We start from the raw sequence: 21,145 nt of genomic DNA, 5'->3' as shown, positions 1-21,145 counted from the left end.
CTTCAGCGAATGTTTCGAGCGATTCGGGGAAGCTTACAATGGCCCCACGAAAAACAGACGACAGCTCTATGCCGGCTCTCTCGGCTATATGAGTCATAGGCAGGTACGAAAAGTGCCTGGGACGCTCCGGTAAGTGAATGACATCGATGGCCGTGTTGATGAGCTGTGCAAAAGCTCCAACCGTATGCATAACTCCTTTAGGCTGGCCGGTGGTTCCTGAGGTATACATAATGGTCATTAGTTCATCGCTAGTTTGTTCATGTACAGTGGTACTTGGTTCGTGCTGAGCAATAAGCCGCTCCCAGGTATGATGCTCCATAGTGCCGTACATTTCAATGCCAATAGTCAATATGTCGGGGATTCCGGCTTTTTGACTGGCATAATCGTCCAGTTTACCAACAATGATTGCTTTCGACTCACTATGATCGAGAATTTCGTGAATGGATTCGGCACCAAGTGTGGGGTAAATGGGTATTGAAATACAGCCTGCCGCCATTATGGCGAGGTCGGCCATAATCCAATGAGCACAGTTTTTGGAAAGCAAAGCCACGTGGTCACCGGGCTGAATGCCCAGATTGTGTAGGGCAGAGACCATGCGGAGAATCTGGTCATTACTTTCGGCAAACGTGAATTCAACAAACTTCCTGTTAACGGGTTGTCTCAGGAATACTTCATTGGGAATGCTCTCAACCCAATGGTTAAAAGCCTCCAGTGGCGAGGAAAATCTGCGCGTCATAAGTCAAGAGTTTGGCAAATGGAATATAATGAAAATATGATAATGTGAGGATGCCAGCTTTAGAAAAGCCAGGCAATTTTCAGGTTCAGATCAAGATTCAGCGCCCACTGGTTTTTTACCTGTCTGTTCGAAGCAAAGTTGTAGTTGATCCATTCCCATTGGGCATTAAAGTGCTCCAGATTTTCAGGAGGGTTTATGTGCTCTACATTTCTAATACGGGCTCCAAAGCCAGCAAACCCATCGAGTATCAGCCGTTTGCCAAGGCTATACTCTATACCCCAGCGGGGTGTAAGGGAGTGAAACTGCTTTTTAATTTGTGTGAGCTGCCACACCACAATATCGCCCTGACTATCAGGTTGGGTGAATGAAAGGCTGGCTTCGCTCGTTTTGTTCAGGTATTCATAACCCAGACTAAGGTAAAACCGGCTGTTTCGCGTGTTTCTGTAAAAGCGTTTTACTTCTGTTGTAGCCGCAAAACCACTGGCTTTTCTGGCAAGTTCGCTATTAAAGGGAATAAAGTGCTTGTAGGTAAACTGCAAAGAGTGCTTTATAGAAAGCATGTGCTGGTAGGAAACTTCCAGGCCCGGATGCTGCCCTCCAACTGGCGACAGAGGGGTTAGCGCGATGCGATTAGGCCGACTGATGAGCAGGGCACTGTCGGCCGGTAGGTAGGGAGTGTAGAACCCTCCGGCCAAATCGACATATACACGCCTTGGGTACTCCCACTTTTTAGTGTTTAGTTCATCTACCAGAAAGCCTAGAGCGTATGGCGAAAACAGATTCAGGTAGTACAGTTTAGACCTTACCGGTAGAATAGAGATTCTGGTTTGGTGCTGCTCATTGAAGAAGCCAATGGAAAGTGGTTGTGTGGTGTTTTCGAATACGGTTGTAAATGGCCCCGGCATTTTGTTAATGAGTGTGTCTTCATCTATAATAAAATTGGCGGGTTCTGAAGTCTCAATGGTTACGGTACTGTAGCGGCTGTTGAATAAAGATGCACAAGACTGCATGAACAAGCACATGGCAATGGTAGCAATGGCCGGAATAATTTTGGCATTCTTATGCAACATGGTTGCAATGTAGCAAAGGCTTTACATACTGCTGTTAAGGTAAAATTATTTTAAAGAGGAAGATAGTTCTTTGCGGAAGCACAGGCTGTTGGTCACTCCTTCGTATTGTCCGTAGTTGGGTATTCGGCCATACCCGTTTTTAGTATAGAGTGCAACCGCTTCATGTTGCCTTTTGCCCGTTTCTAGTATTGCTGAAGTAAAGCCCAGGTTGTGCGCCCAGTCTTCCAGACCTTTTAATACAAGCCCGGCAATTCCTTTACCACGGTGTTCTTCGGCTACATACATCCGTTTTATTTCAACTGTGCATGGGGAACTATGGGCCTTAAAGGCTCCACATGCTACGGGTTGATGACTAAGGTAGGCCACCAGACAGTGCTTTAAGGAATCTATGCTGTTGAACCGGGCATAAAAAGCATGTTCATCACCATCGCGTTCGGCCAACTCCTGATCGAGCAGTTTAACCAACGCTACAAAGTGAGGGTGAGAAGAATTCGTTTGGGTAAGAGAAGGAGCCATGAGCTTGTTTTGGTAATTGGTATAAAAAAAGGGTTACTCATTTAGAGCACAAAGCCGTATAGACCACTTGAACTACAAACGGTGTCTTTACAGCACCTTATAGAAGCCATTTACAAAGAGATAAATGGTGGTGAGGTGTTGAAATATGCGTCATGCTTCTTACATAAGTAATCCTATAAAATAAATACCCCTTCGGTAACCATCAGTCACCGAAGGGGGCTAAGGCGTTTATCTTGTCAAAAGGCTATTGCCCTTTGCTTTTATCTGGTTTGGTCTCACCCTTTACTTTTTCGGCCATTTCCTGAATCTCATCGGTCGACTTACCTTTCAGGTATTCAGGGAGTTCCATACCCGCCATATTGAACATTTCTTGTAGTGGAGGTACGGATTTATACAGGCCTGAGATAAAATTAGCGGTAGACGTTTTGTTTTCAGGGCCATTGCCGCTGCCATTGTCCCACACAGTGATTTTATCAATCTTAATGTTTTTAATGGCTTCAGTTTGCAAGCGAACAAGCTCCGGTAATTTATCGGCCACCAACAGCAGAACAGCATTTTTGGAGTCATTTCCGGCTGCTTTCACTATCTGCTCAAGACCTTGAGCCTGTTTGGTGAGTACTTCGTAAATACCTTTTGCTTCGGCTTGCTTCATGTACAATATAGCGTCAGCTTCACCTTTGGCTTTTCTTCTAATCATTTCTGCTTCTGCTTCAGCCGCAATTTCTACCCGTTGCTTGTCTATTTCGGCAGGTACCACCACATCGGCTGTTTGAGTAGACTTGTCGCGTTGGGCACGAGCAATTTCGGCTTCTTTTTCTGCCGCATAGGCCTCTTCCAGGGCTTTTGCAGCCTGTACTTTCTCAGCTGCGGTAGAAATCCTCTTTGCTTCTGCTTCTTTTTCAATACGGGAGGCATCGGATTGAGCTACTTTAATTTTAGCCAGGTTTTCACCTTCTACGGCTTTGGCATTGGCTGCGGCTACTTGGGTGCGTTGGTCTTGTAAGGCATTGGCCTGCCCAATTTGCCCGTCTCTGTCTTTTTCGGCTACACTTTTAATGGCATCGTTAATGGCTTTGGCAGCAGCCTCTTTACCAAGTGCTTCAATATAGCCCGACTCATCTTTAATGTCGGTCACGTTTACGTTGATAAGTTTAAGACCGATTTTTTTCAATTCGGCCTCAACATTAGAGGCTACATTGGCCAGAAATTTATCTCTGTTGCTGTTAATTTCCTCAATATCCATTGTGGCTACTACCAACCTTAGCTGACCAAAAATGATGTCTTTGGCGAGGTCATGAATATTTTGTTGAGAAAGACCCAAAAGTCTTTCGGCAGCATTGTTCATTATGCCTTCTTCGGTAGAAATACCCACTGTAAACCGAGAGGGTACATCCACTCGAATGTTCTGACGGCTCAAGGCGTTGGTCAGGTTTACTTCTATGGAGATAGGGGTCAGGTCTAAAAAGGAGTAATCCTGAATAATTGGCCAGATAAAGGCGGCACCTCCATGAATACACTTGGCGGAACGACCTGATTCGCTTCCTTTTTGTCCGCCAACTTTTCCATAGACTACCAATACTCTATCGGAGGGGCACCTTTTGTACCTCCTGAAGATGCCGATGAGCATTACGAATACGAAGATTACCGCAACGGCAATAATGATGATAAATGATTCATTCATATGTGTTGAATTAGTGTTTAGAGACGAGAAGAATATTGTCATTTATGACCTCTTTTACATTAACCACCGCTCCGGTGGGTAAGTCTTCAGGGTCATCGGTTATGGCTTCTAACTCTCTTAGAGAGCCCTGCACTTTTACAAGTACTTTACCAATATTGCCACGACTGCCGTGTATGCGCATGTAAACTTCGGCCACAGCCCCTTTGGCGTTATTGATATTGAGGGTGCCACTATCTGTTAGTTTACTAAAGAAATAGAAGAGACTAGCCATTAGGGTCATCATTAAAAGCCCTGCAATGGTCGATACGATGAGGGTGGTTGCAATGCTATAACCGGAATCGAGCGAGGCAATGCCTGACCAGGAAAAGATAGTAAAGAAGCCTATAAAGTTCTTTAGGGTAAAAAATTGGAAGCCTGCTCCACTGTCGCTTTCAACATCAAAGTCGGCATCCCCGTCTACCTCGATTTCTCCGCCAATAAAAGTGAGTACCATTTGGATAAGGAAAATGAGGGTGAAGGGAATTGCCAGGCCCCAGTAAATTTTGTGGATTGTATCTAATGCATTCCACCATTCTGATAAGTTCGACATGCAAGGAAAAATTTGGTAGAATTAAAATATGGTTTTTTAGTATTCCAATCCAAATAAATCAGGTCATGGGTGTATAATTTTGCCGAGTGGCGAATGAACGGGTTAAAAAAAAGTAGGATTGCTATCTGAGATTTAGCCAACCGGAGCTGCTCGTGCCGCAGGCTAGAAGAGGGATAGAGCAGCCTGGCAGCAGAGCAACTTCCGGAATGTAAATTTTAGGCATATTGACCAACTACATAGCCTCCTGGTACAGTACCAAAAGCAATGTTCAGGCGTGTCCAGGTATTGATTTGGGAAATGGCCAGAGTAATCAGGGCAATTTGATCTTTGTTAAAGTACTTCTCCAGGGCAGCCATTAATTCAGGCTCAAAATGTGCCCGATTTACATTGGTGATAGCTTCGGTGTAGGCCAACACGGCTTGTTCCAGTTCGGAGTAGTATGGGGTTTCCCTCCAGGCCGATAGCGAATAGAGCCTTTGTGGTGTTTCTCCCAAATGTTCGGCTTCTTTATAGTGCATGTCCAGGCAGTAGGCACAACTGTTTATCTGGGCAACTCTTAGCTTTATGAGCTCCAGCAGTTTGTGATCAATACCAGACTTGTACAGAATGCTATCTGTTTTAATAAGGCCGGCAAAAATGGAATTGTCGATTTCGTTTTGTGCTATTCTTGCTTTCATGATTATGTTTTTTCATTACTACAGTTGAGGAGCAGAAAGTGTGACAATACTTATAAAAATTGTAGGGGCTGATTGGAAGACTTTCCTGTTAGCCAGAATGCCTCTTTCTGCTTTTACAAAGCGGGCTGTTTGAAATTCGTAAGTTTTGCTTTGAACTTTGTTAGACAGGTGGGCAACAGAACCTAGAGTTTTGTAGGCCAAAGGCTGCTAAAATGAAACTCGTCAAAGACCGGATGCTCATGGTGTTTTTTCTCATGGGCTTTGTTAGCCTCTCAATGAGTCAAACCAAAGAGGGAGGTGTTGGCCCAATTCATTTCAATGGGAATGTCTCAATTGGCTACAAGACTTTCGGTTGGAACCTGAGCTTGATTTACAGTTTTAGAACTATCCTCCAAAAAGAGAAATGAGATGCTCAGCAGTTGGTCAGAATGGTTTGAATATTATAAATTTCTAGTCATGAAAAGTGCGGAATCGTTAGAAGAGTTTTACAAAAGAAAGTTTCAGTGGGTGCCTGAGCAAATTAGGAAAGACATTGGGCACTTCAATCTTTTTAGGTTAAAACCGGACTTTTGTGGTTTTGAAAGCGTGCCTTACAGGAGGCGCGATTTCTATAAGGTGCTGCTCATGAAAGGGCATAGTAGGGTACACTATGCCGATAAGGTTTTTGAGGTGAAAAACTATGCATTGTCTTTCTCTAACCCCAAGATTCCTTACAAATGGGAGCATATTGAACCCATGGAAGAATGCACCTATTGCATCTTTAGTGCCGATTTTTTTCACCAATTCGGGCATTTTCAGGACTACGAGGTGTACCAACCCAATGGCACACATGTGTTCGAGCTCTCAGAGGCTCAGGCGGCTGAGGTACGGGCTGTATTCAATAGAATGGAGGAGGAGTTTAATTCGGAGTATAAATACAAATACGATCTGGTGCGAAATCAGATTTTTGAGCTACTCCATTATGCGCTCAAACTCCAGCCATCGGAACAGTTAGATGCGCGGCCTGTAAACGCTTCCCGAAGAATTGCCATGCTTTTTATGGAGCTTTTAGAGAGACAGTTTCCGCTCGATGAGCCCAATCAGTATGTGGCCATGCGCTCTGCCTCTGAGTTTGCCAGGCAACTGAATGTGCATGTAAATCATCTCAACCGGGCCGTCAAAGAAACCACGGAGAAAACCACCACGCAGCTCATTACCGAGCGCATTATGCAAGAGGCAAGGGTGCTGCTAAAGCAAACCTCATGGTCGGTTTCCGAAATTTCCTATTCACTAGGCTTCAAGGAAGTGACTCACTTCAATAACTCCTTTAAAAAGCATCAGGAGTTAAGCCCATTGAAGTTTAGAAACTCGTAAGTTTTTGATGGTCTGGCTGGGTTGTCAGCTTATTGATTGTCGTTTCTTAGAACCCATAAATAGTTGCAGGCTATTTTTCGTAGACTTCAGGTTGATGTTTGTCCTGAAAAATCAATCCTTCATCGATACTGTTTGATTTTCGTAAGTGCCTGTTTGAAATGCTTAAGTTTAATTACCTTAATGAAGGTATACTGCATCTTAAAACCATCATAAGAATTATATATGGCTAGTTTTCAATTACAAATTAATGGCGAAAACCGAGCGGTAGACGTAGACCCAAATACCCCATTGCTATGGGTGTTGCGTGACCACCTCAGTTTAAAAGGAACCAAATACGGCTGTGGAATTGCTCAGTGCGGAGCTTGCACAGTGCACCTCAATGGAACGGCCGTTCGTTCGTGTTCCATACCCGTCTCGGCAATTGGTAATCAGCCAATCACAACCATTGAGGGACTTTCTGAAAATGGAGATCACCCGGTACAAAAAGCCTGGGTTGAATTAGATGTGGCCCAATGTGGTTATTGTCAGCCGGGACAAATGATGAGTGCCGCAGCTCTGCTAGAGGCCAACCCAAACCCTACCGATGAGCAAATTGCTTCTTCTCTCAATGGTAATCTGTGCCGTTGTGGTACCTACCTAAGAATAAAACAGGCCGTAAAAAAAGCAGCAACCCTTTAATGCCAAAAAGATGAGTAGAAAAGAATCGAAACTAAGCCGCAGAAATTTTTTGAAATCTTCAGCATTGGCCGGAGGAGGCTTGATGATCAGTTTTAGCTGGTTGGTTAGCTGCAACTCTAAACGTGAGGAGGCCCTGGGCTTGCCTGAGGAGTGGTTTGAACTGAACGGGTTTTTAAAAATTGGAGATAATGGACTGGTAACTATTATGGCTCCTAATCCGGAGTTCGGCCAAAATGTAACCACCTCACTACCAATGATTATTGGCGAAGAACTGGATGTAGATTGGAATAAAGTAATTGTAGAACAGGCCAAGTTTAATACCGATGTATTTACAAGACAGTTTGCCGGAGGTAGTCAGTCCGTAAGGCAGGGATGGGTAAACGGGCTAAGAGAAGCCGGAGCCGCAGCTAAGTATATGTTAAAAGAGGCTGCTGCAAAACAATGGGGCGTTTCTGCAAGCGATATTACAACCAAAGAAGGAGTGCTTTCTCATGTGGCCAGTGGAAACTCTGCAGGCTATGGCGAAATGGCTTCTCTGGCGGTGGGTATAGAAATACCCGAAACGCTCGAACTCAAAAAACCATCTGAGCTTACACTGGTGGGTACAGCTCGAAAAAATGTAAGAGGAAAAGATATTGTGACCGGTAAGCCCATGTTTGGGATAGACTACGAAGAGGAAGGCATGCTCATAGCCATGATTATACACCCGCCAGCCTTTGGTATGCGATTGAAATCTTTTGATGCCACCACTGCCAAACAGATGAGCGGAATTAAAGAGGTATTTACCATTACTTCTTTTCCCAACGATGAGCCCAGAGGGTACTTTAGCACCGATGCTTTTACTGAAACAGTGGTAGTGGTTGGAAATACCACATGGGAAGTAATGCAGGCCAAAAAGGCAGTGAGAGTGGAGTGGGAACAGAGTCCGGCTACACAGATTACCACCGCTGGGTTTGGAGGAACCCAACAGGTTACCGTTCCTGCGGGTCTCGAAAACAGTACAGATCATTACAGACTCATGCAGCAAATGGCTGCCAGGCCCGGCAGAATAGAAAGGAGAGATGGTAATCCGGAGGCGGCATTCAAAAAAGCTGCGAAGGTAATTGAGCGTACCTATACTGCACCTTTTTTGGCGCACAATGCCATGGAACCGATGAATTTTTTCGCCCGTGTTACCGATGATATGGTTCATCTGGCAGGTCCGTTGCAAGCTCCTGAATTTGCTGAACAGGCTGTGGCCAATCGCCTGGGCGTACCATTGGAAAAAGTAGATATTAAGATGACCCGAATGGGAGGTGGTTTTGGCAGAAGGGCCTATGACCATTATGTAGTAGAAGCTGCTTTAATTTCCCGACACATGAAGGCCCCCGTAAAACTGGTGTATACCCGGGAAGACGATATGACCAATGGAATTTATCGTCCGTCTTACCATGCCACCTACAGAGCTGCCTTGGATGAAAACAATAACCTCATTGCCTTTCATGCCAAGGCCGGAGGTATTCCTGAGAGTCCGCTACATGCCAACAGGTTTCCTGCCGGAGCAGTGGAAAACTATCTGGCGGAATCGTGGCAAATCGATTCGAACATAACGGTGGGAGCTTTCCGGGCTCCGCGGTCTAATTTTATTGCCGGTGCAGAGCAGTCGTTTTTAGACGAAGTAGCTGAAGCGGCAGGTAAAGATCCCATTGAGTTTAGGTTAGAATTATTAAAAAGGGCTAGAGAAAACCCTGTTGGCGATAGAAACGACTATGAGGCCGATCGGTATGCAGGGGTATTGGAGCTGGTTAGGGAAAAGTCTAATTGGGATCAGCCGGAAGAAGGAGTATCGCGAGGTGTTTCTGCCTATTTCTGTCATAATAGCTATGTAGCTCACGTACTCGATGTAGAAATGGAAGGAGGCGAACCGAGAGTTAAGAAGGTAACTTGTGCGGTAGACTGCGGAATCGTAATAAACCCATTGGCGGCCACTAATATGGTTGAAGGAGCCGTAGTAGATGGCATAGGTCATTCACTTTACAGTTATTTAACCTTCAACAACGGGGCAACTGAACAGAATAACTTTAATAGGTACCGAATGATTCGGCATAGCGAAGCTCCTGAAACTATTGATGTGCATTTTGTTAAAAATGATATTGCACCTACAGGCCTGGGAGAACCTCCCTTTCCGCCTGTGTTTGCTGCGGTTGCCAATGCCCTGTACAAGGCCACAGGTAAAAGACATTACAATCAACCTTACATGGTACAACAGCAGATTTCCTTGGGTTAATTTCTACTTGATAGTTCAGCAATCGAAAGAGGGTGTTTCAAAAGCCAGGTCAGCCTTGCCCTAAACTTGCCTGTCTGTCGGTAAACAAGTTCAGATTGACGAGTTTTAATACTTTTGAGATGCCCTCTTATTTTGTCCTCACGCTAAGGCTCTTGCACAGCTAAACGAAGGTTGCTAAGTTTTTCAGGGTCGAGAACATGGTAAAGGTGCTCAATCTGCCCAAACCTATTGATTTCAAATACCTGGCAAAGTTTTAGGTTAGAAGGGGTCCAATAGAGAAGGGCAGGAAAGTGATTGACTACGGTTGGAGTAATGGTGCACTCTTTGAGAAATCGTTCATAGACCGTAAACAGCAGTTGCGCCACCTCTTGCGCACCTTGAGCCACCCGGGCCAGAACTTTAAGTCCGGAACCACCATCGGCCCTGAATCCTATGTCTTCTTTGAGTACCTGCTCCAATGCTTTCAGGTCTTTGTTTCGAATGGCGGTGAGGTAATGGGCCAGAATGGCCTCCGTTCCCGGTAGTTTCACAGGTTTAACGGCATGTTTTTGCCTCAGGCCGGAGAGTTTCTTTTTAGCCCTGCTTAAGAGCTGTCGAGTGTTTTCAGTACTTTGCCCCAAAAGCTCAGCCGTTTCTTCATGCTTATAGCCAAAAGCTTCTTTCAGTATGAATACAGCCCTTTCTTTAGCCGTGAGGTGGTTGAGTAGCGTAAGCATGGCATACGACAAAACCTGTTGATTATTTACTGTTTCTTCGGCTGAAGCCAACACATAAGGTTCGGGCAACTGATTGTTAAGCTGTTCATTTTTAAGCTTTTGTTCCTTGATGTTGATGGAACGGTTAATCACCGATTTTATAAGATAGTTTTTACTATCAGGATATTGCCCCCGGGCACTACTGAGCTTAGTAACCACATCTTGAATGGCATCTTTGGCATCTTCTACAGAACCCAAAATGTTATATGCATAGGGAAAGAGTAATTGCTGATAGTTGTTCATTTGCTTTTGCAGGCCGAAAGGTAAATCCAAACAATAAAAAAGAGTTGAAGCGGAATTCTGAACCATAGGTAGTTTATTCCGGGACCATCCAATGCTCCGGTTTGATAGTTTAACCCTTGCATGGCTGCGTTTATGTTGGCCGGCAATACCAGAAGCAAAAAGGCAATAAGCAACCAGCCGGTAGTTTTAGCATATTTTCGGCTTAAAAGGCCCAGAGCAAATACAACCTCAAGTGCACCGGTAAGGTAAACCAACAGCTTTCTGGCCGGTAAAAAGTCAGGAATCATTTGGGCCATTCCCGAGGGAAAAAGAAAATGGCCTATGGCCGAAAAGACAAGCATGGCAGCCATGGCCCACCGGCCGGAGGTGCGGAGTCTCCAATTATTCTTTACCCTTTTTAACCCGAGGGCGAGCAGTAGAAACGACCCTAATAGCACGATAAGTGGAATCATAGGAGCCTAGCGATTTAGGGTTGCGGTTAGTGTTAGGCCCACAGAGAAATTCCTGGGCAAGTGATGTACTCCAAAAATGGCTCTTGAGTGAGTTCCTTTTGTTCCCAGCAGAGTTAGTAACAATTCAGAAGCACCATCCACAACTTTAGGACCATCATCCCAAGTTTCAGAAGCCTGAAAGTATGCGTCTATGTGGTTGATACCTTCCAGTCTGTCTATGCCCACTTTATAATGAAGCTGCGAAACAGCGTTGAGGGCGGCCAGTTGTATCGCTTTATAACCATCTGCTGTAGAAAGCTCTTTGCCCAGCCTTCCCTGAAAAAGGTATTCCCCATCTTTAATAGGAAATTGAATGGCAAGGTATATTATGTTTCCACGGATATTCACCGATTGATAGGCGCCTCCCGGGGTAGAGGGTTGAAGCAATTCAAAGCCTTTGGATAGAGCAATTTCGTTAAAGTTCATTAGTAGAGTTTTGTTGTGAATGATTTTCTATAGCATTTGGTTCACCCGGAAGAGGGGCTTTCAATGCTTTTATAGCCAGATAGGCTATCCATAAAAAATAAAATGTAAACCCTAGGCGCTGTCCCAGGCCGGGCATATCGCCACTTCTAAGAAAACCGCTGAGTATGGAGAGCCAGGCCAGTGCCAGCGATGGGCCAGTGGCCTTTTTCCAGTAGTAATGCTTTTTTAAAACAATGGGCAGGGTGAAGGCGGCAATCATAAAAGCAATAAAGCTACCTATACTACCCACAGTGTGCAGTAGCATGGTAGCTGAGGAACGCTCTTCAAAATCGCCCGGAAAAATACCGGAAAAGGTCATCAGTATACCGGAAAGAGCTAGACTCACCAATACTATTTTGGCAGTACTTTGTCCTTTTATGTGCCGGTAAAGTCCAAGGGCAAACAGGGCTATAAGCAGGCCGGTGAGGCCATAACCAAAAATGTTCCACCACCATTTATAGGGAGCGTCTACATCGCCCAATTCACTAATGGCTTTGGTCAGGTGGCTGTATTCAGGCCTTAAGGTCGAAAGAGTTAGGTAAGTGACTAAGAAGAGCAGTGGAGCAAAAAGCCCTGCAAGCGCATACTTTTTCATGGAAGGTACACATGGTTTAACATTGGCAACTGGACGGTGTTGAAATTTCAGTGATTTTTTGAGGGACTCCCGCCTGACAACATTGGCTGATCATTTTTCCGAGCTTCTTTCTGCCGCGTTGTATCTTGGATCTGAGCGTCACGTAGTTCATTCCCAGTTGTTCGGCAATTGTTTTTTGTGGCTTGCCCTCTAATTCTGACCAGACCATGATGTTTCGAAGATCGGTCGGTAACTGCTCCATAAATGGTCTGATGCATCGGTTCAGGTGATCGAAAGAGGCCTCATCGGCTTCCACCGGAAAATCTGGCAGTTCGTTTTCCGGTAATGGACTGGTGATGTGCTTCTTGCTTCTGTAATAATCAATCACAGTGTTTCGGGCAACGGTATAAATCCAGGCTTTCACATGGCTAATCTCTTCCAGGTTGCTTTCTGCAATTTTACAGAAGACCTCTTGTGTGAGGTCTTCTGCGTCTTCTGTCTGATTCACCTTGCTTTTTACAAAGCGCAGTATGTCTGAATATAGCGAGTGTGCCAGAGCACTGGTATTAAGCAAATTCTCTTGATTCTTTGCCATAGTATGGTTTTTTGAACTAACAGCAGGCAAAATGTGCCTGATTTTTAGAACGACTTTGAACCGGATCGCAACATGGGCTTCCGTCTTTTGGCGGAGCACAGCAGGGTTCGGACGGTGATTGCTTGCTCTTTGGAGAAGCCGAAGAGCAGCATGAGTTTTGACTGGTTTTAACGGTTTTATGTTTCATGGGGATGGCGTTTGTTTCATGTTTTTCATCACCTATTTTGAGGTAGCTGATGTACAATTGATATAAATACTTAGGTATCTGGAATGAGTTTAGTTTTTAACCTGTGCAGTAATGTCTGTAAGAGGAGGGCTAAAGTCTTCAAAGGCCAATTCGAAATTTACCTTCCTTCCAATTTTTTCTATTACCCCGGTTTTTTCTACCATTTCCTGATAGGTATCGTAACAAAGGAGGGCATTTTTCATGGCCTCCACGTCTTCATTGGCTAGTGGTACAACTACATCAATCAGTGCCTCTTCAGTTAGCTTAAGCCGGGGCCAGCCATTACTCATAAAGGTGGGTTCACCGGAGTCTGGCATGGTGAAAAAGGCCAGACGCTTTAAGTAATGAGCCCCTCTATCACGCATTTGTAAGAAGACTCGTTTTACCACGGCATGAGTCACAATATGATCGTGAAAGCCGCTGGCACCATGTACCGGGTAGGTAACTACCACATGAGGCTCAATTTTTTCTATGTAACGGCTCACTTCTTTCTCCAAAATCCTTGGGTCAAGTTCTTTAAGCCCGCTGTCTGGATAATCGAGTACCTCCATGGAGCTTAGCTTTAGACTCTCTTTAACCTTGAGCATTTCTTTATACCTCACTTCGCCCATTTGGTCTACGTTGAGTCCTAGTTCATGGCGTACCTGAGTGGCGCCTCCCTTAGTGAGTGTAAGTAAGTGCACCTCATGGCCTCCGGAAACCTGTTGGTGTATGGCTCCAGCCGGACCAAAAGATTCGTCATCGGGATGAGGAAAAATATAGAGTATCTTCATTTTAATTGGTTTTGTCGTGACCATTAATGCTTTCTTTTGCCGTATCAGACGAACATGTTTTAAAATGATGCATACCTGCCGAGTCTTTCTTCTATTTTTTTTGTGAGGTTTTTAAGAGTATAGAACGTCCTTTGGTAATGGCTCTGCTTCGCTGCTCGTTCCAGAGAACACATTGGGCGTGAATAAGCTGATTACCTTTCTTGTCTATAATGGCTTCTGCAATAATGTGGTCATTTACTGCGGCCGCACTCATATATTCAATAGTGTTGCTGAGTGTATTGTAAAACTCCGGCTCGCCCAGTGAGAATACAGCACAGCCGATTACATCGTCTATAATGGCGGCCGACATGCCTCCGTGCAATATGCCCATTGGGTTGGTCATTTCGGCTCTTATCAGGTACTGAAAATGGGCTTCTCCTTCTGCCACATGCAATAGGGTAGGATTGAACCACCGCATTAACGGTGATGGTGAGTTTTGGGCTTTCTGGCCTACCTGTTGGCGCAAAAATTCAAGTGCTTTGTTCATATTTATCTATAGGGTTTCTATTAAAATGGCTGAGGCACCGCCTCCACCGTTGCAAATGGCGGCTATGCCCCGGTGGCCAGCCTCTTGCTTTAAAACCGAGAGGAGGGTGGTGGCTATTCGGGCCCCTGAGGCTCCCAATGGATGGCCGAGAGCTATCGCTCCTCCATACCGGTTAATTTTACGCTCCGGGATGTCTAGAATTTGGGCGTTAGCTAAAACAACAGAAGCATAAGCTTCATTAATCTCAAAAAAGTCGATATCGCCAATGGAGAGTTGTTTTTGTGTCAGTATCTGTTGAATGGCCAGGGCAGGGCTTGTGGAAAAATCTTCAGGTGCTTGCTCGGCATCGGCATAAGCCACGAGTTTACCAATAGGTTTTAGTCCATACTCCTCTACCACTTGGGCAGAAGCCAGAAGCAAAGCTGCAGCACCATCATTAAGGTTACTGGCATTGGCAGCGGTAATGGTGCCATTTTCTTCGAACGTAGCTCGCAACTGAGCTACTTTTTCTTCTTTAAGTTTAAAGATATCTTCATCGCTGGTCACAGGGTCTTTACCCTTTCCGGGAATTGGATCAATAGCTACAATTTCCCGGTTGAACTTTCCCGACTTTGTAGCACTTAGAGCTTTTTGGTATGATGCTATGGCGTATCTATCCTGAGCAGGACGGCTAATGCCATACTTTCTTACTGTTGTTTCTGCCGCATTCCCCATGTGGTAGCCATGGTAGGCGTCTGTCAACCCATCTTTTAAAAGACCGTCAGTAAAAGAGAAGTGGCCAAACTTGTGGCCGGAGCGTAAGGGAGCATAGAACGGTACATTGCTCATGCTTTCGGCCCCAACTGCTACCACGAGTTGACTTATGCCCAACTGAATTTCCTGAGCTGCCAGGTGTATGGCCTTCATGCCGGAAGCACATACCTTATTGATGGTTGTAGTGCGGGTAGTTTGTGGCAATCCGGAAGCCAATGCTACTTGCCGTGCAGGAGCCTGCCCCAGATTGGCAGAGAGTACATTGCCCATAAAAAGGCTTTGTACCTGTTGTTTGAGTTCGGCCTGTGAGTGGAATAACGAGTTGGTCACTTCAGCCCCTAAATCTATAGCTGTCATTGCCGACAAAGCCCCCAGAAAACCCCCAATGGGTGTTCGCTTGGCTTCTATGATGAATACTTCCGGTAGCATATATGACTTATTTTGACCTGGTGAGCTTTCTGAGAATGGCCAGATGACCAAAAATTACTATTGGAACTACAATGCCGGGAAGCAGCACATAGGGAAAGTAAAGTACTGCCAGGTTGGGTTGATCGAACGAGAGTTGTTGTATGGGGGAAGGGATAGAAAGTATTCCGGTAGTTACTACCTGTATGACCAACAAAAGGGCTACAATATTCCATGCCATCAGTACTTTTGTGCCTATCCGTTTTTTGCGGAAACCATAATAAGCAATGAAAGGCGCAGATAGACCTGACAGTATATCAAAATTTCGACCTTCGAACGACATAGACTCCGGCATGGCCTTGTGTATAACCAGGCCCAGAATTACAAACTCAACGGCTACCCGTATGGTAAAGAGGTAGGTATAGGTTTCCGGATTTACAGCGTCTAACACGGTTTTACCCCGCTGGGTAGTAAAGGCCAGAATTACGGCTATAACGCTGGGTAGTAGCACCGCCAGAAACCGAGGTGGCAGAGAGTCGGTTGCCAGAAAGAAACCGGATAGTGAAAGAATTGACTGCACCGCAAGGAGTACTAAAACTATAAGGATTGCAGGACGCTTAAAAGCTACGGATTTGAGAAATAGAAATACCGTTACTACGGTAATTAGAACAAATCCGATTTGGAGGTAAGTTGGTGTTTCCATAGATGTATATACAAGTATTTATATAAAAATTTAAGAATTGAATTTCTTTACAGATTCAATGATTCCGTCTAGTGCCTGAATTTGATAGTTGCCCAAGTGGGCTGCCATCTTTTCATGCACTTTAGACCAGACCGGTGCTATCTTTTCCAGTAGATTCAGGCCCGATTCGCTGATAGAGAGCTCGCTGGCCCGTGGATCGTCCTCACTTTTTTGTAGGCTAATCCATCCGTTACCAAGGAGTTTCTTAATGTCTCTGCTTATGGTTGACTGGTCTAAGACCAGATAATCTGCAATTTGGCGCTGGCTAATGCCCGGTTTTTTTCCAATGACAAACAGAATAGAGAGCATACTGCCTTTAAGACCAAACTGCGCCAACTCCTGTTGATAGATAGCATCCATAAGCTTGTGAAGTCTCCTTACTTTGGAATTCAGGCAAAGGTGGGGCTGTATGGTTTCAAAATTTGGTAATGCCGAATTGCTCATGGCGCAAAGTTATAACAAATAGTTGTATATGCATGTATGTTGTGATAGAAATCTCTGATTGTTAAGTCAGAATAGATGGGGGCGTTTCACCAGGTTTATGCCCGGCTTATGAGTAGAGCAAGGGTGCAGAAACCAAAAGCATGAGCCGTGCTCTTGAGTTTTCTGCACCCTTTTGGATTAGACAACAACAAGTTTCCTGTTTGTGCCTTGGCTGCTCAGGTTTTCTTGATGAGCTCTATTCGACATTCTATGCGCACCTCTCTGCCAATCGAAAGCCCTCCTGCCTCAAGAAACGAATTGTATTTTAGTCCGTAATCGTATCGGTCAATTTCGCCCCAGAGCTTAAGTCCTGCACGTGTGCCTCCCCATGGGTCGGCCACAATACCACCAAACTGTCCTTCAAAGACTACTTTTTTGGTAATGCCATGCATAGTGAGCCATCCACTAACCTTGTATTTATTTTGATTTACTTTCTCAAACTTTTCGCCTTTAAAGGTTATGGTAGGGAATTGTGCGGCATTAAAGAAGTCTTCGCTTCTCAGGTGGTTGTCGCGCTCTTCGTTGGCCGTATTAATACTCTTCGTTTGAATGACCACCTCAAATTTGGCATCTGTAAAATCTTCTTTGTCGGCTCTTATCGATGCGGTATAGCTATCGAATTGGCCCACGGTTTCTGATATTACCAGATGGTCAATGGAAAAGCCAATGGAAGAATGGGTAGGGTCTATCTGCCATTCCGTAGTTTGTGCCTGGGTATATTGAATCGCTACAAGGCACTGTGCAATCAAAAGTAGTTTTATTCTTCTTTTCATAAGTAGTGGGTTTAGTTGGCGTAATAGAATTTTTCTCTAATAATCTGTCCATCTTTCCACTCCTGAACAGAAACCTGGGTATAGTTTCTTACGCCCCATTCTTTGTGGGTATAGTCGTAGTGCCATTCTACCATGCTCACTCCTTCACCCACCGTTACCTTAAGGGGTTTAGCCCCTCTAAACTCAGTAATGTTGGCAAAGAACTCTTCTTCTCTTGTTCTGTTGGCTGCTTTGCCCACCGTGGGAGGAAGGTCATTTTCTTGCATTACCACGTCTTCGTGGTAGTATTTCTCAAAGGCTTCCATGGCTTTGCCTTGGAGTACCAGGTCGTTTAAATCGCTGATTTTATCTAGTAATGTTGCCATAATTTTATTGATTTTGTTAGGCAACAAAGTTCTGCCCGGGGGCATGACAAGGCATTAAACTAGATTAGAAAAGAAGGTTAAACTAGTTTAATCTAAGTCTTACTGTTCCAGAATGAGCTGATTCCTGATTTTACTCAAAAATTCTTTGGTAATGCCCAGGTAACTGGCAATCATGTATTGAGGTACACGCTGCTCAATGAGGGGGTAGTCTTGTCTGAATTTGAGGTAACGCCCTTTGGCTGTGAGACTATAGCTCCTTACTAAGCGCCTTTCGGAGGCCACATAGGCACGCTGCAAGATGATTCGAAAGAAACGTTCCATTTTAGGAACCTGCAAGTATAGGTTTTCGAGGTTGGTATGGGAAAATTGAATAACCTTTGTGTTTTCAAGGCATTGCACGTTATAGTGTGCAGGAGTTTGTGTGAGAAAGCTCCCGAGGTCGGCTGTCCACCAGTTTTCAATGGCAAACATAACGGTATGCTCCTGGCCTTTTTCATCAACATAGAATGTGCGCAGACAGCCTTCAACCACAAAACTTTCGTGTCGGCATACATCGCCTTGTTGCACCACAAACTGTCCTTTGAGATAATTTCTTAAGGAGGTGTGTTTTTGAATGATTTCTACCTCTTGCGGCTCTAGTTCTACAAACTTTTGCATGTAATCTATCAATGGGGCAATATCCATTTGCTTGTCGATTATTCTGTTTTCATTATAGGGTTACCCACTTAAGTCTCAAGGCCTGAGTTTTAACATTTTTGCTACCAATTGTGTCTTCACAAATGAAGTACGCTGTGAAGACTTAGCTTGACGCTCAAGTGGTCTGTTTACTTCTCTATGCTTTAAGTAATCCTATTCCATAATTCAGCATCAGAAGTATTTAGTTCAAATTAAATACCTATTCTTTATCCGTTTGTAAACCGTAAATGGTTAACTTCTAATCCATAAATCAGTTGATTGCTATGGGGTACATGGGTTTTGGAATGCGTAAGGATGTTTATAAACGTAAACCAAAAAAATCTTTTGAACGGATCAAGAAGTTCCGGAAGCAAGTACCTCATAAGGCCGGCAAACTCAATGTATCCAAGGAATATCAAAAGATTCGGTTCAGATCACTCAGAGACAAGGGGTGGTTTAAATATCTCATTTTAGGCTTATTAGTTCTCTTAGTTGTCGTTTATTTGGTTTTGGAAATAATTGTATTTCCGTATATCGATGAGAAACGAGAGAAGGAGTTTTTTGATACAGGTGCTTTGGAGTTTTATGAAGAGTCGGGGATAAGCACCGTGCTGCTCTTTGTTCAGAGTAGGTATGAAAGACTAGATCGGATTTCCAACACAATTAATGGACAAGGCCTGGAACTTTGGCTAAGGTCTGAAGATTATAAGCCGGGTTTTTTTGGTAAAGTATATATTGGAGTAGAGGAGAGTGAGAAGGCCAGGTTTGAACTTAATAAGTTAATTATTGAAGAGGGTGAAAATATACAAGTCCTTGATAGTAACTGGCGAGTGAGGTTGCAAGTACGGAATATTAGAGATTTAGATCCTTCACTTTTCGAATATTTAGACTCCAGCCCCACAGAACTTGATGTCGTACTGAGAATAGTGAGTAAATACAACTTAAGTTTTATGACCACAGAGGAGGGAGGTTTTGTGAATTTTTACAGGGGCAGAAGTTATGCCTTTGGTTACTTCTTTAATCAAGACAGTACGACAAGAACAAGGATATACAAAGAGGTTAAGCCCGGTATATTTCTTACCGAATGGTTTTATTAAAATTATAGGGTTACCCACTTAAGTCTCAAGAAGTGGATTTCTGAACCTTGCTTCTATTTGTGTCTTCACAAATGGTTGTTAAAAGACACTGTGAGGACACAGCTTGTGGCTTGTATACCGGATCTAACAAATGCGATCTAAATGAGTAACCCTATAAAATTATAACTTGTCTTGTGCTATTTACTCTCGTTACATGTATCCCTCAAAGATGTATATAAAGTAATTGTCGACTTTGTGTCAACTTATCAGGATGGGACAGATAAAACGAAAAAGCCCCGGCAATTGTACCGAGGCTTTTATCTATTTATTCTATGTACTAATATCTAAGTACTAACAGGCGATTACATCATGCCGCCCATTCCTCCGCCACCCATTGGAGGCATTGGAGCAGCTCCTTCTTTTTCTGGCTCCTCTGCTACCACACACTCGGTAGTCAATAGGAGAGAAGCAATAGAAGCAGCGTTCTCAAGGGCCAGGCGGGTAACTTTTGTAGGATCGATTACACCGGCAGCAATAAGGTTTTCGTATTTATCTTCTCTGGCGTTGTAACCGTAGTCAGCCTTACCATTTTTCACTTCGTTTACTACTACAGAGCCTTCGCCACCAGCGTTGGCCACGATAGTTCTCAACGGAGCTTCTACAGCCATTCTGATGATGTTTACACCAGTAGCTTGATCTTCGTTATCCACTTTTACTTTATCCAAAGCAGCAGCAGCTCTAATCAAAGCTACACCACCACCGGCAACCACACCTTCTTGTACGGCAGCTCTGGTAGCGTGCAATGCATCGTCTACTCTGTCTTTCTTCTCCTTCATTTCTACCTCAGTAGCGGCACCAATGTAAAGTATAGCCACACCACCAGAAAGCTTAGCAAGTCTTTCTTGCAATTTCTCTCTGTCGTAGTCAGAAGTAGTGTTTTCGATCTGAGTCTGGATTTCTTTAACTCTGGCTTCGATGTGAGCAGGATCGCCAGCACCATTTACAATAGTGGTGTTGTCTTTGTCGATGTTCACTTTCTCTGCAGTACCAAGGTACTCAATGGTAGCGTTTTCCAGCTTGTAACCTCTTTCTTCAGAAATTACAGTACCACCGGTTAGAACGGCAATGTCTTCCAACATCGCTTTTCTTCTGTCGCCAAAGCCTGGAGCTTTCACGGCAGCAATTTTCAGTGAACCTCTGATTTTGTTTACAACAAGGGTAGCAAGAGCTTCACCGTCTACATCTTCTGCAATGATCAACAATGGCTTGCCTGACTGGGCTACGGGCTCAAGCACAGGAAGCAATTCTTTCATTGAAGAAATCTTCTTGTCGTAGATCAAGATGTATGGGTTCTCCAACTCAGCTTCCATTTTCTCTGTGTTAGTCACAAAGTATGGAGAAAGATAACCTCTGTCGAATTGCATACCTTCCACTGTTTTTACTTCAGTTTCAGTACCTCTTGCTTCTTCAACAGTGATTACACCATCTTTACCAACTTTTTCCATGGCATCGGCAATCATTTGACCGATTTCCTCATCGTTGTTGGCAGAGATAGTACCTACTTGTTTGATCTCTTTAGAGTCTTTTATTTCTTTAGACTGGGCTTTTAGCTCAGATACTACAGTAGCAACGGCTTTGTCGATACCTCTTTTAAGATCC

General features: G+C 44.2%; 25 protein-coding genes. 5 read left to right on the top strand and 20 right to left on the bottom strand.

The features are described from left to right. The 6 genes from B3763_RS17530 to B3763_RS17505 all read right to left on the bottom strand — a co-directional run. Positions 1-736 (bottom strand): AMP-binding protein (locus B3763_RS17530; RefSeq protein ID WP_286748184.1); only part of this gene is annotated, 736 nt, incomplete at its 3' end. A 59-nt stretch (positions 737-795) separates the two neighbouring features. Next, the gene (locus B3763_RS17525; RefSeq protein WP_286748183.1) at positions 796-1,806 is read right to left on the bottom strand and encodes a hypothetical protein; all 1,011 of its coding nucleotides are present in this window, start codon (positions 1,804-1,806) and stop codon (positions 796-798) included. Between the two features lie 45 nt (positions 1,807-1,851). Next, positions 1,852-2,322 (bottom strand): GNAT family N-acetyltransferase, encoded by a 471-nt coding sequence (locus B3763_RS17520; RefSeq protein WP_286748182.1) that lies wholly within the window; start codon positions 2,320-2,322, stop codon positions 1,852-1,854. Positions 2,323-2,566: 244 nt separating this feature from the next. Beyond that, positions 2,567-4,003, bottom strand: a complete 1,437-nt coding sequence (locus B3763_RS17515) for a flotillin family protein (RefSeq protein WP_286748181.1) — start codon at positions 4,001-4,003, stop codon at positions 2,567-2,569. 10 nt (positions 4,004-4,013) lie between these two features. Beyond that, positions 4,014-4,592, bottom strand: a complete 579-nt coding sequence (locus B3763_RS17510; protein WP_189629882.1) for a hypothetical protein — start codon at positions 4,590-4,592, stop codon at positions 4,014-4,016. 215 nt (positions 4,593-4,807) lie between these two features. After that, a complete protein-coding gene (locus B3763_RS17505; RefSeq protein ID WP_286748180.1) occupies positions 4,808-5,269 on the bottom strand; it encodes a carboxymuconolactone decarboxylase family protein in 462 nt (153 codons plus the stop codon). 212 nt (positions 5,270-5,481) lie between these two features. Between B3763_RS17505 and B3763_RS17500 the strand changes: the two genes are divergently transcribed. From B3763_RS17500 to B3763_RS17485, 4 genes are all read left to right on the top strand, one after another. Next, positions 5,482-5,676, top strand: a complete 195-nt coding sequence (locus B3763_RS17500; protein WP_286748179.1) for a hypothetical protein — start codon at positions 5,482-5,484, stop codon at positions 5,674-5,676. Positions 5,677-5,725: 49 nt separating this feature from the next. Beyond that, on the top strand, positions 5,726-6,622 hold the full coding sequence (locus B3763_RS17495) for a helix-turn-helix domain-containing protein (protein ID WP_286748178.1): 897 nt from the start codon (positions 5,726-5,728) through the stop codon (positions 6,620-6,622). A gap of 222 nt (positions 6,623-6,844) precedes the next feature. Beyond that, a complete protein-coding gene (locus tag B3763_RS17490) occupies positions 6,845-7,300 on the top strand; it encodes a (2Fe-2S)-binding protein (protein WP_286748177.1) in 456 nt (151 codons plus the stop codon). A gap of 10 nt (positions 7,301-7,310) precedes the next feature. Then, positions 7,311-9,566: a xanthine dehydrogenase family protein molybdopterin-binding subunit gene (locus B3763_RS17485; RefSeq protein ID WP_286748176.1), complete on the top strand. Its 2,256-nt coding sequence runs from the start codon at positions 7,311-7,313 to the stop codon at positions 9,564-9,566. A 143-nt stretch (positions 9,567-9,709) separates the two neighbouring features. Here the strand turns inward: B3763_RS17485 and B3763_RS17480 are convergent, their stop codons facing one another. The 13 genes from B3763_RS17480 to B3763_RS17420 all read right to left on the bottom strand — a co-directional run bounded on the left by B3763_RS17480 (position 9,710) and on the right by B3763_RS17420 (position 18,419). Then, positions 9,710-10,564 (bottom strand): sigma-70 family RNA polymerase sigma factor, encoded by an 855-nt coding sequence (locus B3763_RS17480; protein ID WP_286748175.1) that lies wholly within the window; start codon positions 10,562-10,564, stop codon positions 9,710-9,712. Continuing rightward, the gene (locus B3763_RS17475; protein ID WP_286748174.1) at positions 10,561-11,016 is read right to left on the bottom strand and encodes a DoxX family protein; all 456 of its coding nucleotides are present in this window, start codon (positions 11,014-11,016) and stop codon (positions 10,561-10,563) included. The genes B3763_RS17480 and B3763_RS17475 overlap by 4 nt, the downstream gene beginning before the upstream one ends. Positions 11,017-11,022: 6 nt before the next feature. Continuing rightward, complete coding sequence (locus B3763_RS17470; RefSeq protein WP_286748173.1) at positions 11,023-11,481, bottom strand: RidA family protein; 459 nt, start codon at positions 11,479-11,481, stop codon at positions 11,023-11,025. Continuing rightward, a complete protein-coding gene (locus tag B3763_RS17465) occupies positions 11,471-12,115 on the bottom strand; it encodes a DUF998 domain-containing protein (protein ID WP_286748172.1) in 645 nt (214 codons plus the stop codon). The genes B3763_RS17470 and B3763_RS17465 overlap by 11 nt, the downstream gene beginning before the upstream one ends. 16 nt (positions 12,116-12,131) lie before the next feature. After that, positions 12,132-12,689, bottom strand: coding sequence for a sigma-70 family RNA polymerase sigma factor (locus B3763_RS17460; protein WP_286748170.1), 558 nt, complete (start codon positions 12,687-12,689; stop codon positions 12,132-12,134). Positions 12,690-12,965: 276 nt separating this feature from the next. Further along, positions 12,966-13,688 (bottom strand): PIG-L deacetylase family protein, encoded by a 723-nt coding sequence (locus B3763_RS17455; protein WP_286748167.1) that lies wholly within the window; start codon positions 13,686-13,688, stop codon positions 12,966-12,968. Positions 13,689-13,779: 91 nt separating this feature from the next. Continuing rightward, positions 13,780-14,214, bottom strand: a complete 435-nt coding sequence (locus B3763_RS17450) for a PaaI family thioesterase (RefSeq protein WP_286748165.1) — start codon at positions 14,212-14,214, stop codon at positions 13,780-13,782. A gap of 6 nt (positions 14,215-14,220) precedes the next feature. Then, on the bottom strand, positions 14,221-15,396 hold the full coding sequence (locus tag B3763_RS17445; RefSeq protein ID WP_286748163.1) for a thiolase family protein: 1,176 nt from the start codon (positions 15,394-15,396) through the stop codon (positions 14,221-14,223). Between the two features lie 7 nt (positions 15,397-15,403). After that, complete coding sequence (locus tag B3763_RS17440) at positions 15,404-16,075, bottom strand: hypothetical protein (protein WP_286748161.1); 672 nt, start codon at positions 16,073-16,075, stop codon at positions 15,404-15,406. A gap of 30 nt (positions 16,076-16,105) precedes the next feature. Then, a complete protein-coding gene (locus B3763_RS17435; protein WP_286748144.1) occupies positions 16,106-16,558 on the bottom strand; it encodes a MarR family winged helix-turn-helix transcriptional regulator in 453 nt (150 codons plus the stop codon). A gap of 215 nt (positions 16,559-16,773) precedes the next feature. Next, complete coding sequence (locus B3763_RS17430; RefSeq protein ID WP_286748143.1) at positions 16,774-17,370, bottom strand: YceI family protein; 597 nt, start codon at positions 17,368-17,370, stop codon at positions 16,774-16,776. An 11-nt stretch (positions 17,371-17,381) separates the two neighbouring features. After that, positions 17,382-17,735: a nuclear transport factor 2 family protein gene (locus B3763_RS17425; RefSeq protein ID WP_286748142.1), complete on the bottom strand. Its 354-nt coding sequence runs from the start codon at positions 17,733-17,735 to the stop codon at positions 17,382-17,384. 99 nt (positions 17,736-17,834) lie between these two features. After that, positions 17,835-18,419, bottom strand: a complete 585-nt coding sequence (locus tag B3763_RS17420; protein WP_286748141.1) for a Crp/Fnr family transcriptional regulator — start codon at positions 18,417-18,419, stop codon at positions 17,835-17,837. 296 nt (positions 18,420-18,715) lie between these two features. Here B3763_RS17420 and B3763_RS17415 point away from each other — a divergent pair, with 296 nt between their 5' ends. Then, positions 18,716-19,507 carry a hypothetical protein gene (locus B3763_RS17415; protein ID WP_286748140.1) on the top strand — a complete coding sequence of 264 codons (792 nt, stop codon included), beginning with the start codon at positions 18,716-18,718 and terminating at the stop codon, positions 19,505-19,507. A gap of 341 nt (positions 19,508-19,848) precedes the next feature. On the opposite strand, the gene groL is transcribed toward B3763_RS17415, so the two are convergent. Further along, positions 19,849-21,145: chaperonin GroEL (groL, locus tag B3763_RS17410; protein ID WP_286748139.1), on the bottom strand; the 1,297-nt coding region annotated here is incomplete at its 5' end.

The sequence above is a fragment of the Roseivirga sp. UBA1976 genome, assembly GCF_002336325.1.
In the GTDB taxonomy this organism is placed as follows: domain Bacteria; phylum Bacteroidota; class Bacteroidia; order Cytophagales; family Cyclobacteriaceae; genus Roseivirga; species Roseivirga thermotolerans.
Note: the sequence above shows the minus strand (reverse complement) of the source record. Positions and strands in the feature narration are given on the sequence as shown.